This window comes from Nocardia sp. 149-1B, assembly GCF_057747975.1.
Genome location: NZ_CM173233.1, coordinates 4,231,137 through 4,255,939, shown reverse-complemented (window position 1 = coordinate 4,255,939; position 24,803 = coordinate 4,231,137). Strand labels below are relative to the sequence as shown.

Sequence of the window (24,803 nt, the reverse complement as noted above, 5' to 3'; positions counted from 1 at the left end):
CATGATCCCGTACACGATGCATCGGAGCGCCTGCTGATGACCCCCGAACTCCGCGCCAAGCTCGAGTCCGCGCCGGTCGCGGGCCTCTCGGCCCAGCTGCGCCGCCGAGGACTGGAAGGCGTCTTCATCGACGGCGTGCGCTCACTGGTCCCGGGCCAGCGGTTCGTCGGAACCGCCAGGACGCTGCGCTTCGTGCCCTTCCGGGAAGACCTCTTCGACCGCCACGGCGGTGGCTACAACGCGCAGAAGCGGACCTTCGACACCGTCGAGCAGGGGGAGGTCCTCGTGATCGAGGCACGAGGCGAGCGCGGGTCAGCCACCCTCGGTGACGTCCTGGCCATCCGCGCCCAGACCCGAGGAGCGGCCGCCATCGTGACCGACGGTGGGGTCCGCGATGCCGAGGCGGTCGCCGCCGTCGGCATCCCTGTCTTCACCTCGGGCCCTCACCCGGCCGTCCTCGGGCGCCGGCACGTGCCGTGGGACGCCGACCTGACCATCGCCTGTGGTGGAGCGACCGTGCAGCCCGGCGACGTCATCGTCGGCGACGCCGACGGGGTGATCGTGATCCCGCCGGGTATCGCCGACGAGGTCGCGGATGCCGCGATCGCTCAGGAGGAGGAGGACGGCTGGATCGCGACGCAGGTCGCCGCGGGTCACCCGATCGAGGGGCTCTTCCCGATGAACGCCGAGTGGCGCGCTCGGTACGACGCCGCACGTCTCGCGCACGCCGACCCGGGGCGGACCCCCCGGTGACCCAGACAGTCCCCGCGCCACCGGCGACGAGCAAGTCCCAGATCGCCTACGAGTGGATCCGCGAGCGGATCAGGTCGGGCACCTTCGGCCCCGGCTATCGGCTCGTGTTGTCCAACCTGGCCTCGCAGCTCGACATGAGCGCGGTACCTGTCCGCGAGGCGATCAGCCACCTGACGGCCGAGGGGCTGGTGACCTTCGAGCGCAACGTCGGCGCCAAGGTGGCGATGGTCGACTCCACCCAGTACCTGGTGGCGATGGAGGTGATCACGGTCATCGAGAGCGCCGCCACCGCGCTGGCGGCGCCGTACCTCACCGTGGCCGATCTGGGTCGCGCCCGGGAGCTCAACCAGGTGATGCGCAGCGGACTGGCGGACTTCGACTCCCGGTTGTTCAGCGTCCTCAACCAGGAGTTCCACCACACGCTCTACCTGAAGTGCCCCAACCCGCGGCTGTTGGCCATGGTCGAGAGCGAGTGGGGACGCTTGGGCCACCTGCGGGACTCCATCTTCGGCTTCCTGCCCCGCCGGCCGCGCGAGTCGGTCTGCGAGCACGACGCCCTGCTCGACCTCATCGAGGCGGGCGCCGACCGCGACGAGATCGAGTGGGCGGTGCGAGCGCACCGCACGGCCTCCCTCACGGCGTTCCGCAGCAACCGCGACCACGACCACGACCTCGAAGGAGCCTGACCGTGCTTTCCGCCAACGCCCTCGACGCGCTCGCCGCCGAGCTCGAGCGCGCCCACAGTGATCGCTCGGTCCTGCCGAGGATCTCGGCGCGGCACCCGGAGGCGACGGTCGAGGACTCCTACGCCATCCAAGGCAGGTGGCGTGACCGGCGGATCGAGGCAGGTCGACGCCTCGTTGGACGCAAGATCGGCCTGACGTCGAGAGCCATGCAGGCTGCGACCGGGATCACCGAGCCGGACTACGGGGTGATCTTCGACGACACGGTGTGGGAGAACGGGGCGGTCGTCCCCTTCGACGAGTTCTCCAACGTGCGCGTCGAGGTCGAGCTGGCCTTCCTGCTGTCGGCTCCCCTGGAGGGGCCGCACTGCACGGTCTTCGACGTGCTCCGCGCCACCGAGTACGTCGTACCGGCGCTGGAGATCCTCAACTCCCACCTGGAGCTGGAGGGACGGACCATCGTCGACACGATCGCCGACAACGCGGCGTACGGCGGCCTGGTCCTCGGCGGCAACCCGACCCGCCCCGACGCGGTCGACCTCCGCTGGATCTCCGCCCTGCTCTATCGCAACGAGTCCATCGAGGAGACCGGTGTCGCGGCCGGAGTGCTCAATCATCCGGCGACCGGCGTGGCCTGGTTGGCGAACAAGCTGCATCAACATGGTGCGAGCCTCGATGCCGGTGAAGTCGTCCTTGCGGGGTCGTTCACCCGGCCGATGTGGGTGTCCCGTGGCGACAGCGTCCTGGCTGACTACGGACCGATGGGGACGATCTCGTGCAGCTTCCAGTGACGTTCGGCGAGGCGATCGCCTCCGCGGACCGACCGCTCGTCGGGATGTGGGTGTCCAGCGGCAGTCCCCTCGTCGCAGAGATTTGCGCGGGCGGTGGGCTGGACTGGCTGCTCATCGACATGGAGCACGGCCCCAACCAGCTCGAGCCCGTGCTCGCGCAACTGCAGGCCGTCGCGGCGTATCCCGCGGTGCCTGTGGTCCGGGTGCCGGGCCTGCTGCCGGTGATGATCAAGCAGGTCCTCGACCTCGGAGCGCAGAACATCCTGGTGCCGATGGTCGACAACGCCGATCAGGCGGCAGCCGCCGTACGAGCGGTCCGGTACCCGCCGTGGGGGGATCGGGGAGTGGGGTCGGCGCTCGCCAGATCGGCCCGGTGGAACCGGGTCGAGGACTACCTGGTGAACGCGGACAGGCACGTGTCGCTGTTCGTCCAGATCGAGTCGAAGCTCGGTGTCGACAACGCTGCTGCCATCGCCGCCGTGGATGGTGTCGCCGGCGTCTTCGTCGGCCCCTCCGACCTGGCCGCATCGATGGGGTTGATCGGCGAGCAGACCCATCCGGACGTGGTTGCTGCCGTGGCGCGCGCCTTCGACGGCGTGCGACAGGCCGGCAAGCCGGTGGGCGTCAACGCGTTCGATCCGCAGGTCGCCGACGGCTACCTGGCCAACGGCGCGTCGTTCGTGCTGGTCGGCGCGGACGTGGCCCTCCTCGCCCGCGGATCCGAGGCGCTGGCGGCCCGCTTCATCGCCGCCGACGTCCCCACCCGCGCCGGTTACTGACCGGCTCTCGATCCTGCTCAGAAGGAACACCATGGAACCCGCAGCCCGCGGCCCGCGCCGCTCACCGCCTCGTCCCGTCGAGGTCCTCTCGGTCGAGCGGCTGACCGACCGCATGCGGTCGATCGTCTTCGGCGGCGAATCGCTCGCCACGTTCGGCCCGCCACCGCCGACCTCGCACATCAAGCTCTTCCTTCCCGGTGACTCCGGCGACGTCGCGGTGCCCGAGGTCACGTCCGAAGGACTGAGGTGGCCCGAGGGACGCCCGACGATGCGCACCTACACCCCTCGCCGTTTCGACGCGCGCACCTGCACCCTCGAAGTGTGGTTCGTGCTCCACGGTGACGGACCGGCAGCTACCTGGGCAGCGGGTGCTCGGCACGGGGACCGGGTCGCGATCGGCGGCCCGGGCGGCCGCTGGGCGGTGGCTCCGGACGCCCCGACCTGGTGGATCGGTGGCGACGAGAGCGCCGTCCCTGCCATCGCGACACTGATCGAGTCGCTGCCGACCGACGTGACCGCGCAGGTCCATCTGGAGGTCGACGGCGACGACGACCACCTGGACCTGCCGCCACACCCCGGTGTCACCACGGTGTGGCACCACCGCTCTGGCCGGGGCTGGGGTGAACGACTGCTCACCGCCGTCCGGGCCGCAGACCTCGCCGAGCACGGCCACGTCTGGACGGCGTGCGAGGCCAGCGCCGTACGCCGCATCCGTGCGCACCTGCTGGACGAGCGGTCCCTGGCCCGAGACCGCGTCACCACGCGGGGCTATTGGCGCGTGGGCGAGGCGAACCACCCCGACCACGACTTCGGCGATGACTGAGCCGGTGCGCCAGCTCCGGCTGGGAGTGATCGTCGCGAGCGTCCGTCCGGGGCGGGTCGGGGACAAGGTCGGCGCCTGGATCGCCGATCGAGCTCGGCAGCACGAGGAGCTCGAGGTCGACCTCATCGACCTGGCCGAGGTCGACCTACCGGCCAGGACCGACGAGCCGCACCATCCGAGGACCGGTGACTACGTCCAGGACCACACCGTGGCGTGGAGTGCGCGCGTGGCGTCGTGCGACGCGTTCGTCATCGTCACCCCGGAGTACAACCACGGCTACCCGGCATCGCTGAAGAACGCGCTCGATCTCGTCTTCCAGGAGTGGGCCTACAAGCCGGTGGGCTTCGCGTCGTACGGCGGAGTCTCGGGCGGTCTGCGTGCGGTCCAGCAGCTGAAGCAGGTCGTCCTGGCGCTCCGCATGGTCCCGGTTGCCGAGGCCTTCGTCGGGCCGTTCATCCGCGGTCAGATCGGGGACGACAGATTCGAGCCGAACGACCAGCAGTCCATCGCCACCAGGGCCATGCTCGAGGAGATCCTCCTGCTGGGTCGGCGGCTCGTCGCCCTGCAACCCGGCGGCTGACCGGCGCGGTACTCGGCAGGTCGAGGAGGGGGGCGTGGCCCTGCCCTCGCCTTCTCCGCACTGACCGGCTGTGCCGATCACGTCGAGCGGTCCGCCTGCTCGTGCAGCCAGTCGACGAGGACCGCGTTCATGCGCAGGCCGAGCTCGACCTGTGCCGAGAACGGCTCGCCGGGCTCGAGGGGCCCCTGGAGCTCGCGGATGGCTCCCGCTGCTCGCGATGGCGGTGCTCGGGCTCGGTATGGGCCCCGCGCTCTCGGGGCTCCAGGTGGCGATCGGCCGGATGACCGCTCCCGCCGGCCGCGGCGCCGCGATGGGCACCCTGCCGATGGGCCGTCAGGTGATCGGGGTCGTCGCCCTCGCCGTCGGCGAGGCGCTGTTCCGGGGGCGGATCGTCGAGCACGGACCGGCGTCGGCCGCGGGGTGGAGCGTGGCCTGGGTCGGCCGGTGCCGGCGCGCTCGTCGCCGCGATCGGGCTCGCCGGAGTGCGGGAGCGGCTGCCCGAGGGGCCGCCCACCTCGGTCTCAGCGGAATCGGGCGCGCACCCGGGTCACGAGAGCCGGACCAGCACGTCGCGCCCCAACTCGGCGATCGAGGCGTACCCGTTGAGGCCCATCGTCAGGTCGGCCTCGGCGAGCAGGCAGGACAGCACGAACTCGATGCCCGGCGTACCGCCCAGCACCGCCCCGTAGCCGTAGGGCCGGCCGATGCCGACGGCGGTGGCGCCCAGGGCGAGTGCCTTGACCACGTCGACGCCGGACCGGACGCCGGAGTCGAAGAGCACCGGGGTGCCCTCGGCCGCGTCGACCACCGCGGGCAGCAGGTCGAGCGCCGGCGCGCTCGCCGCCTGGCGGCCACCGTGGTTGGAGCAGTAGATCCCGTCGACGCCGGCGTCCTTCGCCCGGCGGACGTCGTCGGGGTGACAGATGCCCTTGAGCAGCAGGGGCAGGTCCGTGAGGCCCCGGAGCCAGGTCAGGTCGTCCCAGGTGAGCGTCGGGTTGCCGAACGTCATCGCCCAGTGCAGCGTCGCGGCCCCCGGGTCCTCCTCGGGGGTCGCGGCGAGCCGGGACCGGAACACCGGGTCGGAGAAGTAGTTGGCCAGGCACGCGCCCCGCAGCTGGGGGAACGTCGCGTGCTGCAGGTCGCGGGGCCGGAAGCCCAACGTCCAGGTGTCGAGAGTGACGACGATGCCGCGGAAGCCCGCTGCCTCGGCCCGGCGGACGAGGCTCTCGGCGACCTCGCGGTCGTTGGGCGTGTACAGCTGGAAGAAGCCCGGGGTGTCGCCGAGCGCGGCGGCGACTTCCTCCATCGGGTCCTGCATGAGCGTGGAGGCCACCATCGGGACGCCGGAGTTCGCCGACGCGGCGGCCGCAGCGAGGTCGCCGTGCTCGTCGTCGGTCATCACGCCGAGCACCCCGATCGGGGCGAGGAAGACCGGCGCCGGCAGGTGGTGGCCGAACAGCTCGACGGAGAGGTCGCGCTCGGCCGCCCCGGAGAGCATCCGAGGCAGGATCCCCCAGCGCTCGAAGGCCGCCACGTTGTGGCGCTGGGTGTGCTCGTCGCCGGCGCCGCCCGCGACGTAGTCGAAGAGCCGGTGCTCCATCTTCTCGCGCGCGGCGGCCTCGAGTCCCGCGAAGGTCAGCGGGTACGGCGGCAGCTGCCCGCCGAGGCCCGCGAAGTAGAGGCCCGTCTGGAAGTCCGCGTAGTTCGCCACCGGCACAAGGTAGACCGTGGACGCGCCGTCCCGCGCCGGTCCGGCCGCGTCCCGGGGGATAGTCTGATCCCGGCTGACGCCCCGGTGGTGGGCGCTGCAGGTCCACGTCCGCGAAGGGTTCGCCGTCATGTCCTCAGGCTCGGTGTCCGAGTCTCCGGGCCGTGAGTCTCCGGGCCGTGAGTCTCCGACGCGGCAGTCCCGGGGGCGGGAGCGGATCCGGCAGATCCTGGACGCCGCGGTGCGGCTCATCGGGACCGGCGGGCTCAGTGCCCTCACCCACCGTGCACTCGCCGAGGCGGCCGGGGTGCCCCTGGGGTCGACGACCTACTACTTCGCGGACCGTGACGACCTGATCCGGCGCACGATGGAGCACGCGGTCGAGATCGAGGCGGAGCGGCTGGCGGCCGTCGTCGACGCCTTCGACGGGCCGCTCACGGTGGACACCTCGGTCGCCTTGCTGGCGGAGATGTTCTTCGACAAGACGGTCGCGGACCCGCTGTACGACCTGGCGCTGTTCGAGATGTTCCTCGAGGCGACCCGGAACCCCGCGGTGCGCGACCTCACGCTGGCATGGTCGGACATGATCGCCGGCCTGACCGACCGCGTCCTGCCGCCCACCGACCCTGCCGTCCCGCGGGCCCAGGCGGTGCAGATCGTGGCCACGCTGATCGACGGCCTGATGCTGGAGGAGGCGTCGAACCAGACGCTCGGTCTGGCGCGCCTGTCCGACCAGCTGCGGGTCGTCGTGGCTCGCCTCTGCGTCCAGCCCTGACCGGCGGCCGTTCGGCAGGCCTCTCCCTTTCGCGTGATCTGGCGTGCGTGTGCCCGTGATCGCCGGAGGATCGGTCGAACCATCCCGTCAAGACGGGACGAAGGTCCCTGGGGGCACCTCGGAGAATACTTGTACGGTCGTACAAGATTGATCGTCCATCAGGGTGACCCCGGCCCGCCGTCGTACGACGGCCGGGGCACGTCGGTCGAGGTGCCACGCCCACCGCCACCGATCGCTCCAGGATTCTCAGGACCGGGGCCAGGACGACCGATGAACTCTGTGGCGTGCCGTCGAAGGAGCCGTCATGACCGCACTGTCCGAGTCGCCACCGAGCACCGGGACCACCACCCGACCGGCGTTCCGGATGTTCGACATGGTGCTGTTCTCGGTCTGCGCCATGCTGCTCCTCTCGCAGCTGACCGTCACCGCGTCGGTCGGGCCGACCGCGATCTTCTGGACGATCGCGATCATCGTGCTGTTCTTCCTTCCCTACAGCCTGGTGACCAGCGAGCTCGGGTCGAGCTACCCGGAGGCGGGCGGGATCTACGCCTGGGTGGTGCGCGCCTTCGGCAACCGCTGGGGCACGCGGGTGTCCTGGTGGTACTGGCTGAACGTCGCGTTGTGGGTCCCGAGCGTCTACCTGATGTTCTCGGGGACCATCTCGTCGATGTTCTTCGACGGGGACCTCAACTTCTGGGTGCAGGTCGCGATCACCGTCGTGCTGATCTGGCTCAACTACTGGGTGAACGCGCGCAGTCTCGAGACCGGCACCTGGGTCTCCAACCTGGGCGCGGGCGTCACCGTCCTGGTGATCGTGGCGATCGGGATCGCCGCCGTCGTCTTCGGCGTCCGCGACGGCTCGGCGACCTCGTGGACCGCCGACTCCATGCTGCCCAGCGGCGGCGGCGAGGCGCTCGCTCTGGCGCTGCCGATCATCATCTACAACTTCCTGGGCTTCGAGCTGATGTCGTCGGCCTCGACCCAGATGGCCAACCCGAAGCGCGACGTGCCGCGGACGATCGCGATCGCCGGCGTGCTCATCGGCGGGTTCTACCTGATCGCCACCGTGGGCATGCAGGTGATCCAGCCGGCCGGCGACATCTCCGAGACCACCGGCCTGATGGACATCCTGCGGCTCGGCTTCGGTGACTCCGCGGCCGCCGACGTGGTCGTCTGGACGCTCGGCGTCGGCTCGCTGTTCTGCTTCTTCGCCTGCCTGATCCCGTGGACGATCGGCGCCAACATCGCCGCGGCGGAGTCGGCGCAGCAGGGTGACCTGCCGAAGGTCTTCGCCCGCACGCACCCCGTGCGCCAGACCCCGACCGGTGCGGCCCTGCTGTGCTCGGTCGTCGGGACCGTCTTCACCGTCGGGTACGCCGCGCTCTTCTCCCTGACCGACGGCGCGGTCGACGACCTTTTCTGGAACCTCTTCGCGTTCTCCTCGGTGATCTTCCTGCTGCCCTACATCGTGATGATGCTGGCGTTCCGCAAGCTCCGGGTGAGCGATCCCGACCGGCCGCGCCCCTACCGGGTGCCGGGCGGCCAGGTCGTCGAGCTCCTCACCGCCTGGGTCCCGACCGTCCTGCTCGTCCTTGCCGCGGCGTTCTTCGTCTGCGACCCCTGGGACTTCTCGATGAAGGTGACCGGCTCGATCGCCGTCGGCCTGGTCGTCACCGTCGTGATCCAGGAGATCTTCTGCCGGCGCGCCCCGCTGTGGACCCAGGAGCGCGCCGCCGAGCGGGCGTTGTCCGGTGCCCGCGCCCTCGACACCCACGACCTCACCTGAAGGACTGATCACCCATGACCACCACCCTCGAAGCGCCCGTCGCCACTCACGGCGCACTCGCCATCGACTCCACCCCGGCCGCCGACGGTTTCCGGATGCCCGCGGAGTGGGCCGACCACGCCGGCTGCTGGCTCGCCTGGCCCGAACGTCCCGACAACTGGCGTCTGGGCGGCAAGCCGGCCCAGGCGGTCTTCACCCAGGTCGCCGAGGCGATCGCGACCACCGAGCAGGTCACCGTGCTCGTCTCCCACGACCAGTACGGCAACGCCCGCCACCACCTGCCCGACCACGTCCGCGTCGTCGAGATGTCGTACGACGACTCCTGGTTGCGCGACAGCGGCCCGACGTTCGTGGTCGGCCCCGACGGCGAGGTCCGCGGCACCGACTGGGACTTCAACGCCTGGGGTGGCCTGGTCGACGGGCTGTACTTCCCCTGGACCGACGACGACGCGGTCGCCCGCAAGGTCCTCGATCTCGAGGGTCTCGGGCGCTACAAGGCGCCGCTGGTGCTCGAGGGAGGGTCGATCGACGTCGACGGCGAGGGCACGGTGCTGGTCACCGAGGAGTGCCTGCTGTCGGCCGGCCGCAACCCGGACCTGACGAAGGACCAGATCGCCCAGCACCTGTGCGACTACCTGGGCGTCGAGAAGGTGGTCTGGCTGCCGTACGGCGTCTACCTCGACGAGACGAACGGTCATGTCGACAACTTCTGCCGGTTCGTCGGGCCGGCTCGGGTGATGCTCACCTGGACCGACGACGAGGCCGACCCGCAGTACGAGCGGTCGCTGGCCGCGCTGCGCATCCTCGAGGCCGAGACCGACGCTCGGGGGCGCTCGTTCGAGGTCGTCAAGCTGCACCAGCCCGGACCGATCGAGATCACCGAGGCGGAGGCGGCCGGCGTCGACGCGGTCGACGGCACGCTGCCCCGCACGGCCGGGGACCGGCTGGCCGGGTCGTACGTCAACTCCTACATCGGCAACGACGTCGTCGTGCTCCCCGTCTTCGACGACCCGCACGACGCGGCCGCGGTCGCGGCGTACGAGCAGATGTTCGCGCCACGCCGGGTGCTGACCGTCCCGGGCCGGGAGATCCTCCTCGGCGGCGGCAACGTGCACTGCATCACCCAGCAGCAGCCGTCCGGCCGCTGACGTCTGGGTCCCACACCACCACCCACCCGCCGCGGCACACGGCCGCCGCGGACCACTCCCGCTCCGGACCCCCGGACCGAACGGAAGGCTTCGCCATGCCCACCACCGACCGTCCGACGGACTTCGTCGACACCCAGGACCTCACCAAGGACCAGCTGCTCGACATCGTCCACCTCGGCCTCGCCCTGAAGCGCTGCGTCCAGGCGGGCTACTGCCCGCCGCTCCTGGCCGGGCGCACCCTCGGGATGATCTTCGAGCAGTCCTCCACCCGCACTCGCGTCTCCTTCGAGACCGCGATGACCCAGCTGGGCGGCCACGCGCAGTACCTCGCGCCCGGCCAGATCCAGCTCGGCGGCCACGAGACCATCGAGGACACCGGTCGGGTGCTGTCCTACCTGGTCGACATCTTGATGGCCCGGGTGGAGCGGCACCAGACCGTGCTCGACCTCGCCCGGTGCGCCAACATTCCGGTGATCAACGGGATGTCGGACTACAACCACCCGACCCAGGAGATCGGCGACCTGACGACGATGATCGAGCACCTGCCCGACGGCAAGCGGCTCGAGGACTGCAAGGTCGCGTTCCTGGGAGACGCCACCCAGGTCTGCGCCTCGCTGATGATGATCACCACCAAGATGGGCATGGAGTTCGTGCACGTCGGCCCGGAGGGCTACCAGCTGAGCGTCGCGATGCAGGAGATCGGCCGGGCCAACGCCGCGGTCTCGGGCGGGAGCGTCACCGTCACCACCGACCGGGCGGCCGTAGCGGGCGCGGACTTCGTCTACACCGACGTCTGGTACGGCCTCTACGAGGCCGAGCTGTCCGAGGAGGAGCGGCTGGCGGTCTTCATGCCGACCTACCAGGTCAACAGCGCCCTGATGGACCTCGCCGGCCCGCAGGCGCAGTTCCTGCACTGCCTGCCCGCCTCGCGCGGTGAGGAGGTCACCGACGACGTCCTCGACTCCGACCGGTCGCTCGCCTTCGAGCAGGCCGGCAACCGGCTGACCGCGCAGCGGGCGCTGCTGGCGTACTTCCTGCGCCCCGCGACCCCGGACCCGGTCGAGGTCGCCATCGCCCGCACGGAGCTGGAGGTCCGGCTCGCCGGGCTCGAGGGCCGTACGACGTTCGCGGTCACCCCCGCGACCGCCCGCTGAGGCCCGCCGTCGTGTCGAGGATCGTGATCGCCCTGGGCGGCAACGCCCTGGGCGACACGCCCGCAGGGCAGCGGGCGGCCATCGCCCGCGCTGCTCCGCCGCTGGTCGGGCTGATCGCCGAGGGGCACGAGATCGTCGTGTCCCACGGCAACGGGCCGCAGGTCGGGGCCATCAACCTGGCTTTCGACGTCGCAGCCCAGCAGGACCCGCACGTCCCGGTGATGGAGCTGGCCGAGTGCACGGCCATGAGCCAGGGCTACATCGGATACCACCTCCAGCAGGCGATCGCCGCGGAGCTGCGGCGCCAGCGGATGCCCTGGCACGTGGCCACCGTCGTCACCCAGGTCGAGGTCAGCAGGGGTGACCCGGCGTTCGCGCACCCGACCAAGCCGATCGGCCGGTTCTACGACGAGGCGGGTGCCCGGGTGGTGATGAGGGAGCGGGCCGACCTCGTCCTCGTCGAGGACGCCGGCCGCGGCTGGCGGCGCGTGGTGCCCTCCCCGCGCCCGCTCGGCATCGTCGAGCGGGACTCCATCCTCGACCTGCTGGACCACGAGTTCATCGTGGTCGCGTGCGGTGGCGGTGGCGTCCCGGTCGTGCGCGGCGACGACGGTGACCTGCACGGGGTGGCGGCCGTCGTCGACAAGGACTTCGCCTCGGCGCGCCTGGCGGACGTCGTGGGTGCCGACCAGCTGTTCATCCTCACGGCCGTCGACCGGGTCGCCGTCGACTTCGGCACCCCGCGGCAGCGCGACCTGGACCGGATGGACGTGGCGACCGCCAGGCGGCACCTCGCCGAGGGGCAGTTCGGTGCCGGGTCGATGAGGCCCAAGGTCGAGGCCGCCGTCGAGTTCGTCGAGGCCCGCGCAGGTCGCCGGGCCGTGATCTGCTCGCTGGACAAGGCCCCGGAGGCGGTGCGCGGCCAGAGCGGCACGCTGATCCACGACGGCTCGCCCGAGCAGCGCGAGCGCGCCGACGCGGCGGAGCGGGTGACCGTTCTCGCCTGAGGACCCTCAGGTGCGCCCCGGCACCTCCGCCTCGCCGGTGTAGAGCGGGGAGTCCTTGCGGGACAGCAGGTCCCGGCGCTGCTCGGGGGTGAGCGCCTCGACCTGGGCGCGGACGTCGGACGGGAAGCCGCTCACCTCCGGCGCGGGCGCGAGCGGCACGATCGTGTGCACCACGCGGTCGGCGTACACGTGCACCATCGTCACCGCCTGGTGGCCGTCGACCCCGGACACGAAGCGCTCGACCGGCGCCGGGTCGGAGGTGTAGCAGGTGGCGGACGCGACGGACACGGGGATGCCGGCGAACGTCGAGCACGTCGAGTAGTGCAGGTGTCCGCCGAGGATGCCGCGCACGTCGGTGCCGGTGAGGACGTCGGCCAGCCGCTGCTGGTCGAGCAGCTCGATGACGTCGGCGGCCGGCATCATCGGGATCGGGATCGGCGGGTGGTGCAGTGCGAGCAGCGTGCCGTGGGGTGCCGGCGTGGCCAGGACGTCGGCGAGCCAGCCGAGCTGGTCGTCGGTGAGCTCCCCGTGGTGGTAGCCGGGCACGCTGGTGTCGAGCGACACGATCCGCAGGCCGGCGACGTCGTGCACGCGGTCCTGGGGCAGGTCGCTGTCGGTGTCGAAGAGCCCGCGCGCGTACGCCGCCCGCTCGTCGTGGTTGCCCATCACCCACACGACCTCCGCGCCCATCGCGGCGGCCGCAGGCTCGACGATCTCGCGCAGCCGGGCGTAGGCCGCGGGCTCGCCCTTGTCGGCCAGGTCACCGGTGAACACCAGCGCCTGGGGCGGGAGGTCGAGCCGGGAGAGCCGCGCCAGCGCGACCCGGAGACCCTCCTCGGTGTCGATCACGCCGTACTGCCGCAGGCCCCCGGCGAGGAGGTGTGGGTCGCTGAGGTGGGCGATCACGTGTCCGGGAGCGGGGTACTGGCCGAACTGCACGGCACCCACGCTACCGGCCGCTCACCCAGTCTCGAGCGACCAACCCCACAGGCTGCCGACCGCGGGGTCGTCCTCGCCGGCGGCCGCCGCGAAGGACCGGAGCGCATCGACGGCGGCGGCGCGTTGGGTCGGCGGCATCCGGCGGGCGATGCGCCTGATCTCTCGTCGGCGCACCCGGGTGACCTCCTCGACGATGCTGCGGCCCTCGTCGGTCAGGCTCACCAGTACCTCGCGTCTGCTCTCCGGGTTCGGGCGCCGATCCACGAGCCCGCCGTCCTCGAGGCGGTCGATCATGCGCTGCGTCGTCGACGCGTTGACGCCCAGGTGCTCCGCGAGCGCGCCCTGCCTGATCACCCCGTGGGCCGAGAGGACCACCAGGGTGCGGAACTGGGTGACGGTGACGTGGTCCTCGACGGCGGCGAGTGACCTCGCGGCAACGCCGATCAGCACCCGGGAGGCGGCGAGCAGCGTGGTGACGAGGTCGTCGCCGGACACCAGACGGTCTGCATCGCGCCTTGCTTTGTCATGCACAGTGCAACTATTGCATACTGCACCGATGTCTTCCCCCTTCCCCCGACAGGCCCAGCGGATCCGTCCTGAGGGCGCCCTCGGCGCGCTGCGCGCGTCGGACACGGGGCTGCTGGCGCTCTCGCTGGCCGTCGGCGCCGGAGCGGGTCTCGGGGCGGTGGCCTTCCGTTGGCTGATCATCGCGTTCACACGCCTGTTCAGCGGTCAGGAGGACTACGCCGGGGCGGGGCATCCGGCGCACCCCTGGTTGCCCGCGCTCGGGCCGTGGTTCGTCGTCGGCGTGCCCGTCCTCGCCGGTCTCCTCTACGGCCCGCTGGTGCACGCGTTCGCCCGAGAGGCGCGAGGACACGGGGTCCCGGAGGTGATGTACGCCGTCGCCCGTCGCGGCGGTCGGATCCGTCCGCGGGTCGCCCTGGTCAAGGCGTGCGCCTCCGCGCTCTGCATCGGGGGTGGCGGATCGGTCGGGCGAGAGGGTCCGATCGTCCAGATCGGGTCGGCCCTGGGCTCGACCGTCGGCCGGGTCGTGGGCGTGGCCGAGGGCCGGATGCGCGTGCTGGTGGCCTGCGGGGCCGCCGGCGGCATCGCGGCGACCTTCAACGCGCCCCTCGCCGGTGTGTTCTTCGCGATGGAGCTGATCCTCGCGGACTTCGCCACGCGCAGCTTCGGCATGGTGGTGCTCTCGTCGGTGACCGCGAGCGTCATCGGTCGAGCCGTGCTGGGGGACGACCCGTTCCTCGACCTGCCGACGTTCACCGTCCAGCACCCGGAGGAGTACCTGCTCTTCGCGCTTCTCGGCCTGCTCGCCGGGCTGGTCGGCGTGCTGTTCACCCGGGTCCTCTATGCGGTCGAGGACGGCTGTGACCGGATCTGGCGGGGGCCGGAGTGGCTGCGCCCAGCGGCCGGCGGGCTGCTGCTCGGGCTGCTCCTGCTGGTGCTTCCCGAGATGTACGGCGTGGGCTACCCGGTCCTCGGCGACGGAGTGGCGGGCGCCTACACCGTGGCCTTCCTCCTGATCCTGCTCGGCGGCAAGATGCTCGCGACCAGTCTCACGATCGGCATCGGCGGGTCCGGCGGGGTCTTCGCGCCGAGCCTCTTCATCGGCGCGATGCTCGGCTCGGCGTTCGGCGAGAGCGCGCATGCGCTCGTCCCCGGTCTCGTCGGGTCGGCCGGAGCCTACGGGCTGATCGGGATGGGCGCGGTGTTCGCCGGCGCCGCCCGTGCGCCGATCACCGCGGTGGTGATCATGTTCGAGCTCACCGGGGAGTACTCCATCATCCTCCCGCTGATGGCCGCGATCGTCCTCGCGACCGGCATCAGCCATGTGGTCTCCGCCGACTCGATCTACACCCTCAAGCTCCGCCGCCGCGGCATCGACCTCTCGGCGCACCCGCACGCCGTGGCGCTGACCACCACCGCGGTCGGGGCGGTGATGACGCCGGTGGACAGGGTGATCGGTGAGGGCACGCCGCTCCTGGACGCCGTACCCGCTCTGGAGCTGGCGACGGCCGACCTGGTCCCGGTGGTCGACGCGAGCGGGCGGTATGTGGGCGTGCTGACCGCCCGCACGGTGGCCGAGACCCTGGCCGACGGCGAGCACGACACCGTCTCGGCGGGGGACGTCGTCGAGCGGTTGCCGGTGATCGCGGAGAGCGACACCCTCGACGATGCCCTCGACGCACTGGACCGCGCCGAGAGCCACGCGCTCCCGGTCGTGGCCGACGACGGCACCCGGTTGGTGGGGTGGCTCGCCCACCGCCAGGTGCTCGACGTCATCCGGCGCTCGGCCGAGCCCGCCATCGCCTGAGCGAGCGGACCGCCGTCAGCGACGAGTGAGGAGGAAGACCGGGATCACCCGGTCGGTGCGCTCCTCGTACTTGGCGAAGTTGGGCCAGGTCGCGAGCATCACCTGCCACATCCGGGCGCGCTCCTCGCCCTCCACCTCGCGGGCAGTCACCGGGACCCGGTCGCGCTTCCAGGTGATCTCTGCCTCGCCGGCGGCGCGGAGGTTGTGCACCCACACCGGCATCTCGGGGCCGCCGAAGTAGGAGCCCGCGATCAGCCATGCGTCGCCGTGGGGCACGCACAGCAGCGGGGTGCTGCGCGGGATGCCGCTCTTGCGGCCCACGACCGTGAGCGTCAGGTTCGGCAGCCCGGCGACGTCCAGGATGCTCACCCGGCCACCCGAGGCGCGCTGCAGCCGGCGGTCGGTCCAGACGATCTGCGGGAGCAGCTTCGGCATCCACGGGATCGCCCCGATGCGGATCGCGAGGGGAGTGAGCAGGCCCATGCGCGGAGGTTAGCCCAGCACCGCGTGCAGGATGCCTGTCACGCCGTCGGCCGCCACGACCGCAGCGACGTGCGCGTCGGGCCGCACGACCCACACCTCTCGCGCGCGGATGCCCAGCTCCTCGGCCACGTCGTCCGGCACCGTGACGGCTGACCAGGGCACCTCGGCCCGCGGAGCGGCGACGGTGTCCCGCGCGAGCACCAGCAGTCCGCGCCTGGCCAGCTCGCGCAGCCGCACGCCGTCGACGACACGGTCGGGGAGGAGTGCTCCGACCGCAGGGTGCGGGTCGGCGCCGTACCGGTGCGGTGCGTACAGCCGGCCCGAGTCGATCAGCGACCTGGCCCGCGGGTCGGTGAGCGCTCGCTCCAGCACGTCCTGGCGGTGCGCGCGCCCCTGATCGGTCTGCGGCACCAGGAAGTCCATGGTGCGGGTGGTGATCTCGAGGTTCTCCAGGGCGGCGGCCCGGCGTTCCCGGTCGTACGCCGCCGCCGGCGCCGCCGGTCCCCACCCGTGCAGGGCGAACGCGACCCGCCAGGCCGCGTTCTCCGCGTCGGCGACGCCGGAGTTGAGGCCTCGGGCACCGAACGGTGCCACCAGGTGCCCCGCGTCGCCGGCCAGCAGCACGCGACCGCGCGCCATCCGCGTGGCGACCCGGGAGTGGAAGCGGTAGATCGTGGACCAGACGATCTCGAACCGGGCGTCGCCCACCACCTGCCGGACCCGCGCGTCGAGGACGCCCGAGGCCCGTTCGGTCTCGAGGTCCGTGCCGGGCGCCACCTGCCAGTCGATGCGGAACACCGAGTCCGGGCAGGGATGGATCAGCACCTGGCGGCCCGGGTTCCAGGCCGGGTCGAAGTGGAAGCGCCGCTCGAGCAGCCGGTCGGGCAGGTCGCAGCGCACGTCGCAGATGAGGAACCGGTCGTCGAAGGAGCGCCCCGCGAAGGCGGCGCCGACGGCGTCTCGCACGACCTGGCCGTGGGCGCCCGCGCACCCCACGACGTACGGCGCCTCCACCGGGCCCCGGTCGGTGTGCACGGTGACGCCCGACCCGTGATCGGTGATGCCGGTGACCGTCGTGCCCCAGCGCACCTCGATCGCGGGCGTGCGGGCGATCTGCTCGTCGAGGACCTGCTCGACGCGGCTCTGCGCGATGTTGACCCACGGTGGGAACGGGCTGCTGTCGCTGTCGGTGAACGCCACGTGGAACAGCTCGTGCTCGCGGAAGAACGTGCGGGCGACCCGCCAGGTGACGCCCTCGGCCGCGATCCGGCGCCCGACGCCGGCCGAGTCCCAGATGTCGAGGACGTCCCGCTGCTGGCAGATCGAGCGGGACCCGGCCGCGACCCGGTGCGGTGCCGTGTCGAGCACGAGCACCGGGATGCCCCAGCGGGCCAGGAGCAGCGCGGTCGTCTGGCCGACCGGCCCGTTCCCGACGACCACGACCGGAGGCCCGTCGTACATGCAGGCACGGTAGACCTGCGATCACCTGCTCGTCCGGAGTACGCCGCGGCGTCCTTTGCCGTTCGCCTCGGCGTCGGGCCCGCTTCCTACCGTGCCCACGTGCTGACTCGTGGCTTCATCGGCAGTGTCCTGGTCCTGGTGGGTGGGCTGGTCGTGTCCACCCTTCCCGGCTCGACCTGGCTGATGAGCCAGGAGGTCCTGGTGGACTTCCGCGGAGCCGAGGCCGGCCGGATGGTGGGTCTGGCGACCGTTCTCGCCGGGCTCGGCATCCTCGCCGCCCAGTGGCTCTCGCTGTGCCGGCACGTCGCGCTCGCCGAGGGCGCCGACCGCGAGGACGCCGTGAACCTCGTCCGGCACGCCGCGGTCGTGTGGAGTGCGCCGCTGGTCCTGGCGCCGCCGCTGTTCTCCCGTGACGGCTGGTCGTACGCCGCGCAGGGCATGCTCGCGCACCTCGGGATCTCGCCGTACGAGTACGGGCCCGGGATCCTCTCCGGGCTGCCGATCGCGCAGGCCGTCGATCCGCGCTGGATGACCACGGTGACGCCGTACGGGCCGCTGCCGCTGGCCTTCGGCGACGCCGCGGCCGGGGTCACCGGCAACCCCTGGGTCCTGGTGATCGGTCACCGCTGCGTCGCGCTCGTCGGTCTCGCCCTGCTCGCGTGGGCGGTGCCGCGGCTCGCGGAGTGGAGCGGCGTCAACCCCGCGCTCGCCTCGGCCGTCGTGCTGGTGTCACCGCTGATGCTCGCCAACGGCGTGGGTGGCTTGCACAACGACCTGCTGATGGTCGGGCTGATGGCGGTGGCCCTGGTCGTCGCCGCCGAGCGCGGCTGGGTCGCCGGGGCGCTGGTCGGTGGGCTGGCCGCCGCGGTCAAGCTGCCCGGTGGCCTGGTGTGCGTCGGCGTGGCGCTCGTGACGCTGCCGCTGGCCGCGTCCCTGAGCGTGCGGGTGCGCCGGCTCGCCGGTGCCGGCCTGGTCTCCGTCGGCATGCTGCTGGCCCTCGGGCTCGTGACCGGCCTCGGCAGTGGTTGGGTGCACGCGCTCGGGGTGCCCGGCACGGTCAACACCCCGCTGTCGGCGACGACCCTGGCCGGCGGCGTGCTCGACTGGCTGGCCACGGTGCTCGGCCTGGGGACGGCGCCGGCGACCTTCCTGGGGATCGTCCGCCAGGTGGGTACGGCGGTCACGCTGATCTCGGTGGTCACCGTCGCGCTGCGCTGGCCGGCCGGCCACCGGGCGCGCGCTCTCGAGGCGGTGGCGGTCGTGGTCGGCGTGACCGTGCTCCTCGGCCCGGTCGTGCACCTGTGGTACCTGCTCTGGGTGGTGCCGTTCCTCGCGTCCGTCCGGCTGCCCCGGGTCGCGATGGCCGGCCTGCTCGCGGTGTCGACGGTCTTCGGGCTGGTCGCCCCGATGGACTCCTCGCTGCACGACGCCTACTACGCGATCGTCCTCGGCAGCATGCTGGTCGCGGGCCTGGTGCCGCTGCTCCTGCTGACCCGCCGGGCGCGGACCCGGATCGAGCGGATCGTCAGCGCGGAGTGGATCCCCGTGCAGCAGCCCGACCCGCCGGTGCTGATCGAGCCGGAGCACCCGGCTGTCGTGGTGGCTCAGACCCGGGCCGGCTCGACGACCCCGGCGACCTCGCCCAGCCTGATCCGGTCACCGCACGTGCCGGGCGCGGTGTAGCGGAGCACGACCTCGTCGCCGTCGTCGAGGAACGCGTCGTCGGCGCCCCAGCCCAGCTCCAGCAGAGATCCGCGCTGGCCGGGCTCGGGGCCGCTGATCGTCCCCGAGGCGAACAGGTCGCCGGTGCGCAGGCTGGCGCCGTTGACGGTCAGGTGGGCGAGCATCTGCGCCGGTGACCAGTACATCGTGCGGTACGGCGGGCGGCTGACGACCTCGCCGTTGACCTCGATCTCGACGTCGATGTCGAGGCCCTTCGTGGCACCAGGACCCAGGTAGGGCAAGGGTTCCGGGTCCTGGCCGGGCAGGTCGACCCATGCGGCGTCCAGCGCCTGGGTCGGGGTGACCCAGTGGGAGACCGACGTCGCGAACGACTTGCCGAGGAAGGGGCCGAGCGGCACGTACTCCCACGCCTGGATGTCGCGCGCGGACCAGTCGTTGAGCCCGACCACGCCGAACACGTGGTCGGCGAACGCGTCGTACGACACCCGCGAGCCGAGCTCGGAGCCCACGCCGACCACGAACCCGAGCTCCGCCTCGATGTCGAGGCGGGTGGAGGGTCCGAACGCCGGTGTCTCGGCGCCGCGGCGCTGCCCGGTCGGTCGCACGATCGGGGTGCCCGAGGGCACCACGGTGCCGGCGCGACCGTGGTAGCCGACCGGCAGGTGCTTCCAGTTCGGCAGCAGCGCCTCGCCGTCGGGCCGGAAGATCCGGCCCACGTTGGTCGCGTGGTGCTCGCTGGCGTAGAAGTCGACGTAGTCGGCGACCTCGAACGGCAGGTGCAGCGTCACGTCCGCGAGGGGTACGCCGTGCCGCAGCGACCCGGCCAGCTCGGTCGCCTGCTCGCGGGTCTCGCGCCAGGCGTCGGGGCCCAGCGCCATGAACGCGTTGAGCGACGGGGCCTCCAGCTCAGGGCGACCGGTCGCCTCGAACAGGTCGAGCATCCAGGAGCCCGCGTCGTCGTCGACCCGCACCCCGACCCGGGGAGCCCCGCCGCCGACGGAGAACACGCCGTACGGCAGGTGGTTGGGACCGAAGCCGTCCATCAGACCAGCCCCAGCCGCACGAGGTCGTCGAGCGGCTCGTCGACCGAGCACGATCCGAACGAGGTGAACCAGCGGCGAGCGCAGTCGAGGTCGGCGGTGTCGAGGGCTTCCGCGGAGCGCTCCTCCAAGGTGGCGGCCACCTCGTCGGGGGACGCGCCGTCCCAGGCCTGCCGCGTCGCGACCAGGAGGTTGAGGAACCCGTGGTGCTCGAACCCTTCCTCGCCCGTGTGCCGCAGGGCCCGGTGCAGGCCGGCGGTGCACTTGAACGGGGTCTCGCGGTCCAGGGCGGCGTCCACCCAGGCCGCCAGCGTGCCCGCGGTGGGGTACGCCGACGCGTCGAGACCGCCCGTGCGGAGCTTGAGCCGGAACTCGCGGGACGCGACCTCGTCGGCCGCGGCGAGCCATGCCGTCCGCGACGCGTGGGCGGGCAGCTCGACGTAGACCGGCACGTGGTCGTCGAGCTGTCCCTCGGCCCGGGCGGCGTCGACGGCGGCTCCCACCCGGCGGGTGTTGCCGCTCAGGTCGTCGAGGTCGCGCAGCGCGATCTCGATGCCCTCGACCGCGAGGTGCAGCTTGCGGGACAGGGTCGCGACGCCGGCGATGGCGCCCGCGCCCCCGGTCACCACGACCGAGAGGGCCAGGGGCGTGGCCTTGAGCGCGGGGAGGTCGGTGTCCTTCGCGACGAACGTCCCGACGAGGTCGGCGTACGGCTGCGAGCGGCGGGCGAGGTGTGCCGCGGTCGCCTCCGCGAGGGGGGCGTCCCCCGGCGGGAAGATCGCGGCGTCGTCGACCAGGCCGCGCCAGGCGGCGCCCATCGCGGGCGGAGCGGGTTCCGTTGACACGCTGGCTACTCTAGCCAGCAGGCGCATAGCGGACGAATGCGTTCGATTATCGGATGGAGATCGGGATGGCTCACTACCGTTGCGTCGGCGAGGTACCCCCGAAACGACACACCCAGCACCGCGACTCCGAGGGCCGCCTCTACTACGAGGAGCTGATGGGCGAGGAGGGCTTCTCCTCCGACTCCGCCCTGCTCTACCACCGCGGCGTGCCGTCGGCCCTCGTCGGCTCGGAGGTCTGGGAGCTGCCCGACCAGTCGCGCACGCCCAACCACCCCCTCAAGGCCCGGCACCTGAGGCTCCACGACTTGCAGTTCGGGGGAGGGACCGGCGGGGATGCCGTCACCGACCGCCGCCTCGTGCTCGCCAACAACGACGTGCGGATCTCCTACGTCGTCGCCGGCGCCGACCCCTCGCCGTACTACCGCAACGCGATCGGCGACGAGTGCGTGTACGTCGAGTCCGGGTCGGGCGTGGTCGAGACGGTGTTCGGCGTCATCGCCTACCGCGCCGGCGACTACGTGGTGATCCCGCGGGCGACCACGCACCGCTGGCTGCCCGCACCGGATGCGCCGGGGCCCAGCCGGCTCTACGCGATCGAGGCGAACAGCCACATCGCGCCGCCGAAGCGGTACCTGTCTCGCTACGGCCAGCTGCTCGAGCACGCGCCGTACTGCGAACGCGACCTGCACGGCCCCCACTCCTTGGTCGAGCTCGTCGAGAGCCATCGCGATGCAGCCGACGTCGAGGTGCTGGTCAAGCACCGCACCAGCGCCGGCATCGTCGGCACCCGGATGACGTACGCCACCCACCCCTTCGACGTGGTCGGCTGGGACGGCTGCCTCTACCCGTACACGTTCAACATCGAGGACTTCATGCCGATCACCGGCAAGGTGCACCAGCCGCCGCCGGTGCACCAGGTCTTCGAGGGCCACAACTTCGTGATCTGCAACTTCCTGCCCCGCAAGGTCGACTACCACCCGCTGGCGATCCCGGTCCCGTACTACCACTCCAACGTCGACAGCGACGAGGTGATGTTCTACGTCGGCGGCGACTACGAGGCCCGCAAGGGGTCCGGCATCGGCCTCGGGTCGATCTCCCTGCACCCGGGCGGCTACGCCCACGGCCCGCAGCCCTCGGCGATCGAGGCCTCGCTGGGCGCGGAGTACTTCGAGGAGTCGGCGGTCATGGTCGACACCTTCGCCCCGCTCGAGCTCGGCGAGGGCGGGCTGGCCGTCGAGGACCCGGCGTACGCCTGGACGTGGGCTGGACGCGGGCCCGACGAGCCGGCGGTCTTCTCCAACAGCTGAAGGTGGACAGGTCATCGCGGGCCGGGGTGGGAGCGGTGCACCGGTGGGCGCGGGCGGGCGGTGGGTGGTCCACGTTCCTGGGTGCGGATCGGGTGGACTGGTCACCGCCGGCCTGGGAGCGGTGACCACCACGCTCCGGCTCCCCCGCACCGCCCAGCTGGCAGCTGAGGGGCATAGTGGACGCGTGGAGACGCGCAGGCTCGGCAGACTCGAACACCAGAGCTCGGTCCTGATCTACGGGGCGGCGGCGCTGTCCGACGTCACCCAGGACGTCGCGGACGCCTCGATCCAGGAGGCTCTTGACGGCGGGATCAACCACCTCGACGTGGCCGCCGACTACGGCGACGCGGAGCTGCGGCTGGGGCCGTGGATGCCGCGGATCCGTGGGCAGGTGTTCCTGGCAACCAAGACGGGCAGGCGTGACCGCGAGTCCGCCTGGCGCGAGATCAACTCGTCGCTGGAGCGCCTGCAGACCGACCACGTCGACCTGCTCCAGCTGCACGCCGTGGGCGACCTCGCCGACCTCGACCGCGCGACCGGTCCGGACGGCGCGCTCGAGGCCGCCCTCCAGGCCCAGGAGCAGGGCCTCGTCGGGGCCGTCGGCATCACCGGACACGGTGCCCAGGCTCCGGCCACCCACCTCGAGGCCCTGCGCCGGCACCCGTTCGCGACCGTGCTCACCCCGCTCAACCCGGTGCTCTGGGGTGACGAGTCCTACCGCGCCGACTACCTCGCGCTGGTCGAGGAGGTGCGGCGTCAGGACGCCGGGCTGATGACGATCAAGACGGTCTCGCGGCGCAACTGGCCCGAGGGCGACGCACAGCGCTACACCACGTGGTACGAGCCCTACGACGACCAGGCGCGGATCACGGCCGCCGTGTCGTGGGTGCTCGCCCACGAGGAGGTCACCGGCATCCCGACCGCCGGTGACGTCGGGCTGCTGGGCATGCTCCTCGAGGCCGAGCGCAACCGCATCCCGGTCGAGGAGGCCGAGGCGCAGCTCGCCCGCGACCCGGCGTACTCCTCGCCGTTCGTGTCCATGCCCTGGTGAGGCCCGGTCGTCCACAGGCCATGGCTGGGGACAGTTCGCGTCGAGCTGCCCCGATCGAGGCGTGACCTCCGCTCGCGGTCGTCGAACTGCCCCGCGCCGCGGCCGCCCTCGTCCGCCGACCGGCGCCGGGTCGGCACCGAGGTCAGGCAGGCACCAGCACCCCGTCGGTGACCCCGGCGTGGACGTCGAGCATCCGGTCCACGGTGGCCGACCACGGGAACCGTTCGGCGCGGAGTCGCGCGGCCCGACGTCGTACGGCGGCGGGTCGCGCGGTCAGCTCGAGGACCGCGTCGGCGAGAGCACCCGCCTCGGGCTCGGCCCAGGCGCCCGAGTGCTCGTCGACCAGCTCGCGCGCGCCACCGCGGTCGGCGGTCACGACCGGGGTGCCGCTGGCCAGCGCCTCCAGCACGGCGAGCCCGAACGTCTCGCCGGGGCAGACCGAGAGCGCCACGTCGGCGGCGGCGATCCGGCGGCTGAGGTCCGCGCGCCCGTCGACGTATCCGTGGAACGTCACCGGCGCGTCACCCGCCAGCTCGACGAGCTCGTCGAGGTGGGGCCCGTCGCCGTACACGTCCAGGTGCACCGGCACGCCGCGTCGGTGCAGCTCGACCGCGGTCGCGACTGCCAGGTGCGGTGACTTCTCCCGGGAGAGCCGGCCGACGTGGGTCAGGCGTAGCGCGTCCGAGACCGGCGCCGGGTGCGGGCGGAACGTGTCGAGGTCGACGCCCAGCGGCACCCGCACCATCGGGCACCCGGCGGCGTCGGCCACCTCCTGGAACTCCCGCTGGGCGTAGCGCGACGTCACCACGATCGTGTCGAAGCTGCGCACCAGCACCCGGTTGAGCAACCCGATCGAGACCTTCGAGGTGGTCTCCAGGCCGCTGCGCATCGCGAACATGTCGTCGAGCCGCTCGTGGGAGAACAGCACCGACCCGACGCCGCGCCGGCGTGCCCAGCGGGTCACGGGCAGCAACGTGAGCTTGTCGCTGAGCTCGACCGAGGTGGGCGCGTACCTCTCGAGGACGTCGATCACCCGCCAGGGCTCGACGATCAACCGATAGCCGCCACCGACCCGGGGCGCCCGCACCTGGACCACGTCACCGTGCTCGGTGGCGGTCACCGTGTCGGCCGGACCGGGTACGACGAGCAGCCGTTCGGCCCCGGCTGCGACGTATCCCGCGCCGAGTGCGGCGACTGCGGTCCTCATCCCTCCGGAGGCGGGTCCGATGAAGTTGGCGAGCTGGGCGATGCGCACGACCCTGACCGTTCCGTGCCCGCGTGAACGACCGGCGAGGCACGGGTGGATGTCGGGTGTCGGTGCCGTGGTGGACGATGGCCCGGTGGACGAGGGCGAGGTTGGCGTGGGCGGACCGGCCGGGTGGTCCTGCGAGTTCGAGGCCGAGCTCTGGGAGTGGTCGTCCTCGCCCCAGGGGACGGCGTGGTGCTTCGTGACCGTGCCGGCCGACGAGACCGAGGAGATCCGGCTGCGCTCCGGCCCGCCGCGCGGCTTCGGCTCGGTGCGGGTCGAGGTGACGCTCGGCGGGTCGACGTGGCGCACGTCGGTGTTCCCGCACCGCGAGCTCGGATTCATGCTGCCGGTGAAGAAGGCCGTGCGCCGCGCCGAGTCCCTCGAGGTCGGGGACCCGGCGTGGCTGCGGCTCGAGCTGGTGTGAGT

The 24,803-nt window shown here is 72.1% G+C and carries 23 protein-coding genes and 1 pseudogene; 16 read left to right on the top strand and 8 right to left on the bottom strand.

Going from position 1 to position 24,803, the window contains the following annotated elements:
• Nucleotides 1-33 precede the first annotated feature (33 nt).
• From AC3ANS_RS20305 to AC3ANS_RS20280, 6 genes and pseudogenes are all read left to right on the top strand, one after another.
• Nucleotides 34-753, top strand: a pseudogene (locus AC3ANS_RS20305) (RraA family protein); the annotation flags it as partial.
• Nucleotides 750-1,439 carry a GntR family transcriptional regulator gene (locus AC3ANS_RS20300; protein WP_488293384.1) on the top strand — a complete coding sequence of 230 codons (690 nt, stop codon included), beginning with the start codon at nt 750-752 and terminating at the stop codon, nt 1,437-1,439. The pseudogene AC3ANS_RS20305 and the gene AC3ANS_RS20300, both read left to right, overlap by 4 nt.
• Nucleotides 1,440-1,441: 2 nt before the next feature.
• Complete coding sequence (gene hpaH / locus AC3ANS_RS20295; protein WP_488293383.1) at nt 1,442-2,227, top strand: 2-oxo-hept-4-ene-1,7-dioate hydratase; 786 nt, start codon at nt 1,442-1,444, stop codon at nt 2,225-2,227.
• A gap of 44 nt (nt 2,228-2,271) precedes the next feature.
• The gene (locus AC3ANS_RS20290; RefSeq protein WP_488296536.1) at nt 2,272-3,006 is read left to right on the top strand and encodes an HpcH/HpaI aldolase family protein; all 735 of its coding nucleotides are present in this window, start codon (nt 2,272-2,274) and stop codon (nt 3,004-3,006) included.
• 31 nt (nt 3,007-3,037) lie between these two features.
• Complete coding sequence (locus tag AC3ANS_RS20285) at nt 3,038-3,829, top strand: siderophore-interacting protein (protein ID WP_488293382.1); 792 nt, start codon at nt 3,038-3,040, stop codon at nt 3,827-3,829.
• Nucleotides 3,822-4,409 carry an NADPH-dependent FMN reductase gene (locus tag AC3ANS_RS20280; protein WP_488293381.1) on the top strand — a complete coding sequence of 196 codons (588 nt, stop codon included), beginning with the start codon at nt 3,822-3,824 and terminating at the stop codon, nt 4,407-4,409. Before AC3ANS_RS20285 ends, AC3ANS_RS20280 begins: the two co-directional genes overlap by 8 nt.
• A 547-nt stretch (nt 4,410-4,956) precedes the next feature.
• Here AC3ANS_RS20280 and AC3ANS_RS20275 read toward each other — a convergent pair.
• Nucleotides 4,957-6,120, bottom strand: a complete 1,164-nt coding sequence (locus tag AC3ANS_RS20275; RefSeq protein WP_488293380.1) for an alpha-hydroxy-acid oxidizing protein — start codon at nt 6,118-6,120, stop codon at nt 4,957-4,959.
• Between the two features lie 127 nt (nt 6,121-6,247).
• Here AC3ANS_RS20275 and AC3ANS_RS20270 point away from each other — a divergent pair, with 127 nt between their 5' ends.
• From AC3ANS_RS20270 to arcC, 5 genes are all read left to right on the top strand, one after another.
• The gene (locus AC3ANS_RS20270) at nt 6,248-6,892 is read left to right on the top strand and encodes a TetR/AcrR family transcriptional regulator (protein WP_488293379.1); all 645 of its coding nucleotides are present in this window, start codon (nt 6,248-6,250) and stop codon (nt 6,890-6,892) included.
• 304 nt (nt 6,893-7,196) lie between these two features.
• Nucleotides 7,197-8,678, top strand: a complete 1,482-nt coding sequence (locus AC3ANS_RS20265) for an APC family permease (RefSeq protein WP_488293378.1) — start codon at nt 7,197-7,199, stop codon at nt 8,676-8,678.
• A 14-nt stretch (nt 8,679-8,692) separates the two neighbouring features.
• Entirely contained in the window at nt 8,693-9,826 is a 1,134-nt protein-coding gene (gene aguA, locus AC3ANS_RS20260) for an agmatine deiminase (protein ID WP_488293377.1), read from the top strand.
• Between the two features lie 95 nt (nt 9,827-9,921).
• Complete coding sequence (gene ptcA, locus AC3ANS_RS20255; protein WP_488293376.1) at nt 9,922-10,980, top strand: putrescine carbamoyltransferase; 1,059 nt, start codon at nt 9,922-9,924, stop codon at nt 10,978-10,980.
• Between the two features lie 11 nt (nt 10,981-10,991).
• Complete coding sequence (gene arcC, locus AC3ANS_RS20250) at nt 10,992-11,987, top strand: carbamate kinase (RefSeq protein ID WP_488293375.1); 996 nt, start codon at nt 10,992-10,994, stop codon at nt 11,985-11,987.
• Between the two features lie 6 nt (nt 11,988-11,993).
• Here arcC and AC3ANS_RS20245 read toward each other — a convergent pair whose 3' ends face one another.
• Entirely contained in the window at nt 11,994-12,935 is a 942-nt protein-coding gene (locus AC3ANS_RS20245) for a metallophosphoesterase (protein WP_488293374.1), read from the bottom strand.
• Nucleotides 12,936-12,947: 12 nt separating this feature from the next.
• Complete coding sequence (locus tag AC3ANS_RS20240; protein ID WP_488293373.1) at nt 12,948-13,421, bottom strand: MarR family winged helix-turn-helix transcriptional regulator; 474 nt, start codon at nt 13,419-13,421, stop codon at nt 12,948-12,950.
• 61 nt (nt 13,422-13,482) lie between these two features.
• Here AC3ANS_RS20240 and AC3ANS_RS20235 point away from each other — a divergent pair, with 61 nt between their 5' ends.
• The gene (locus tag AC3ANS_RS20235; RefSeq protein WP_488293372.1) at nt 13,483-15,258 is read left to right on the top strand and encodes a chloride channel protein; all 1,776 of its coding nucleotides are present in this window, start codon (nt 13,483-13,485) and stop codon (nt 15,256-15,258) included.
• A 15-nt stretch (nt 15,259-15,273) separates the two neighbouring features.
• Here AC3ANS_RS20235 and AC3ANS_RS20230 read toward each other — a convergent pair whose 3' ends face one another.
• Together AC3ANS_RS20230 and AC3ANS_RS20225 are read right to left on the bottom strand one after the other, a co-directional pair.
• Nucleotides 15,274-15,741 carry a nitroreductase family deazaflavin-dependent oxidoreductase gene (locus tag AC3ANS_RS20230; protein ID WP_488293371.1) on the bottom strand — a complete coding sequence of 156 codons (468 nt, stop codon included), beginning with the start codon at nt 15,739-15,741 and terminating at the stop codon, nt 15,274-15,276.
• A 9-nt stretch (nt 15,742-15,750) separates the two neighbouring features.
• Complete coding sequence (locus tag AC3ANS_RS20225) at nt 15,751-17,202, bottom strand: FAD-dependent monooxygenase (RefSeq protein ID WP_488293370.1); 1,452 nt, start codon at nt 17,200-17,202, stop codon at nt 15,751-15,753.
• A 99-nt stretch (nt 17,203-17,301) separates the two neighbouring features.
• Here AC3ANS_RS20225 and mptB point away from each other — a divergent pair, with 99 nt between their 5' ends.
• On the top strand, nt 17,302-18,885 hold the full coding sequence (gene mptB, locus AC3ANS_RS20220) for a polyprenol phosphomannose-dependent alpha 1,6 mannosyltransferase MptB (RefSeq protein ID WP_488293369.1): 1,584 nt from the start codon (nt 17,302-17,304) through the stop codon (nt 18,883-18,885).
• Here the strand turns inward: mptB and AC3ANS_RS20215 are convergent.
• Both AC3ANS_RS20215 and AC3ANS_RS20210 read right to left on the bottom strand, forming a co-directional pair.
• The gene (locus tag AC3ANS_RS20215; RefSeq protein WP_488293368.1) at nt 18,807-19,928 is read right to left on the bottom strand and encodes a fumarylacetoacetate hydrolase family protein; all 1,122 of its coding nucleotides are present in this window, start codon (nt 19,926-19,928) and stop codon (nt 18,807-18,809) included. The two genes, mptB and AC3ANS_RS20215, sit on opposite strands and share 79 nt — an antisense overlap.
• Nucleotides 19,928-20,770, bottom strand: coding sequence for a hypothetical protein (locus AC3ANS_RS20210; RefSeq protein WP_488293367.1), 843 nt, complete (start codon nt 20,768-20,770; stop codon nt 19,928-19,930). Before AC3ANS_RS20210 ends, AC3ANS_RS20215 begins: the two co-directional genes overlap by 1 nt.
• Nucleotides 20,771-20,835: 65 nt before the next feature.
• Between AC3ANS_RS20210 and AC3ANS_RS20205 the strand changes: the two genes are divergently transcribed.
• Nucleotides 20,836-22,077 (top strand): homogentisate 1,2-dioxygenase domain-containing protein, encoded by a 1,242-nt coding sequence (locus AC3ANS_RS20205; RefSeq protein ID WP_488293366.1) that lies wholly within the window; start codon nt 20,836-20,838, stop codon nt 22,075-22,077.
• Between the two features lie 184 nt (nt 22,078-22,261).
• Nucleotides 22,262-23,128, top strand: coding sequence for an aldo/keto reductase (locus tag AC3ANS_RS20200; protein ID WP_488293365.1), 867 nt, complete (start codon nt 22,262-22,264; stop codon nt 23,126-23,128).
• Between the two features lie 142 nt (nt 23,129-23,270).
• Here AC3ANS_RS20200 and AC3ANS_RS20195 read toward each other — a convergent pair whose 3' ends face one another.
• Entirely contained in the window at nt 23,271-24,383 is a 1,113-nt protein-coding gene (locus AC3ANS_RS20195) for a glycosyltransferase (RefSeq protein ID WP_488293364.1), read from the bottom strand.
• A gap of 85 nt (nt 24,384-24,468) precedes the next feature.
• Here AC3ANS_RS20195 and AC3ANS_RS20190 point away from each other — a divergent pair, with 85 nt between their 5' ends.
• Complete coding sequence (locus AC3ANS_RS20190) at nt 24,469-24,801, top strand: DUF1905 domain-containing protein (protein WP_488293363.1); 333 nt, start codon at nt 24,469-24,471, stop codon at nt 24,799-24,801.
• Nucleotides 24,802-24,803: the final 2 nt, after the last annotated feature.

What these genes read in the sequence shown, in the direction of transcription:
- AC3ANS_RS20290 (WP_488296536.1), top strand. Translation starts at nt 2,272, where the DNA reads ATGTGGGTGTCCAGCGGCAGTCCCCTCGTCGCAGAGATTTGCGCGGGC.
- AC3ANS_RS20285 (WP_488293382.1), top strand. Translation starts at nt 3,038, where the DNA reads ATGGAACCCGCAGCCCGCGGCCCGCGCCGCTCACCGCCTCGTCCCGTC.
- AC3ANS_RS20280 (WP_488293381.1), top strand. Translation starts at nt 3,822, where the DNA reads ATGACTGAGCCGGTGCGCCAGCTCCGGCTGGGAGTGATCGTCGCGAGC.
- AC3ANS_RS20270 (WP_488293379.1), top strand. Translation starts at nt 6,248, where the DNA reads ATGTCCTCAGGCTCGGTGTCCGAGTCTCCGGGCCGTGAGTCTCCGGGC.
- AC3ANS_RS20265 (WP_488293378.1), top strand. Translation starts at nt 7,197, where the DNA reads ATGACCGCACTGTCCGAGTCGCCACCGAGCACCGGGACCACCACCCGA.
- aguA (WP_488293377.1), top strand. Translation starts at nt 8,693, where the DNA reads ATGACCACCACCCTCGAAGCGCCCGTCGCCACTCACGGCGCACTCGCC.
- ptcA (WP_488293376.1), top strand. Translation starts at nt 9,922, where the DNA reads ATGCCCACCACCGACCGTCCGACGGACTTCGTCGACACCCAGGACCTC.
- AC3ANS_RS20235 (WP_488293372.1), top strand. Translation starts at nt 13,483, where the DNA reads ATGTCTTCCCCCTTCCCCCGACAGGCCCAGCGGATCCGTCCTGAGGGC.
- AC3ANS_RS20230 (WP_488293371.1), bottom strand. Translation starts at nt 15,741, where the DNA reads ATGGGCCTGCTCACTCCCCTCGCGATCCGCATCGGGGCGATCCCGTGG.
- AC3ANS_RS20225 (WP_488293370.1), bottom strand. Translation starts at nt 17,202, where the DNA reads ATGTACGACGGGCCTCCGGTCGTGGTCGTCGGGAACGGGCCGGTCGGC.
- AC3ANS_RS20215 (WP_488293368.1), bottom strand. Translation starts at nt 19,928, where the DNA reads ATGGACGGCTTCGGTCCCAACCACCTGCCGTACGGCGTGTTCTCCGTC.
- AC3ANS_RS20205 (WP_488293366.1), top strand. Translation starts at nt 20,836, where the DNA reads ATGGCTCACTACCGTTGCGTCGGCGAGGTACCCCCGAAACGACACACC.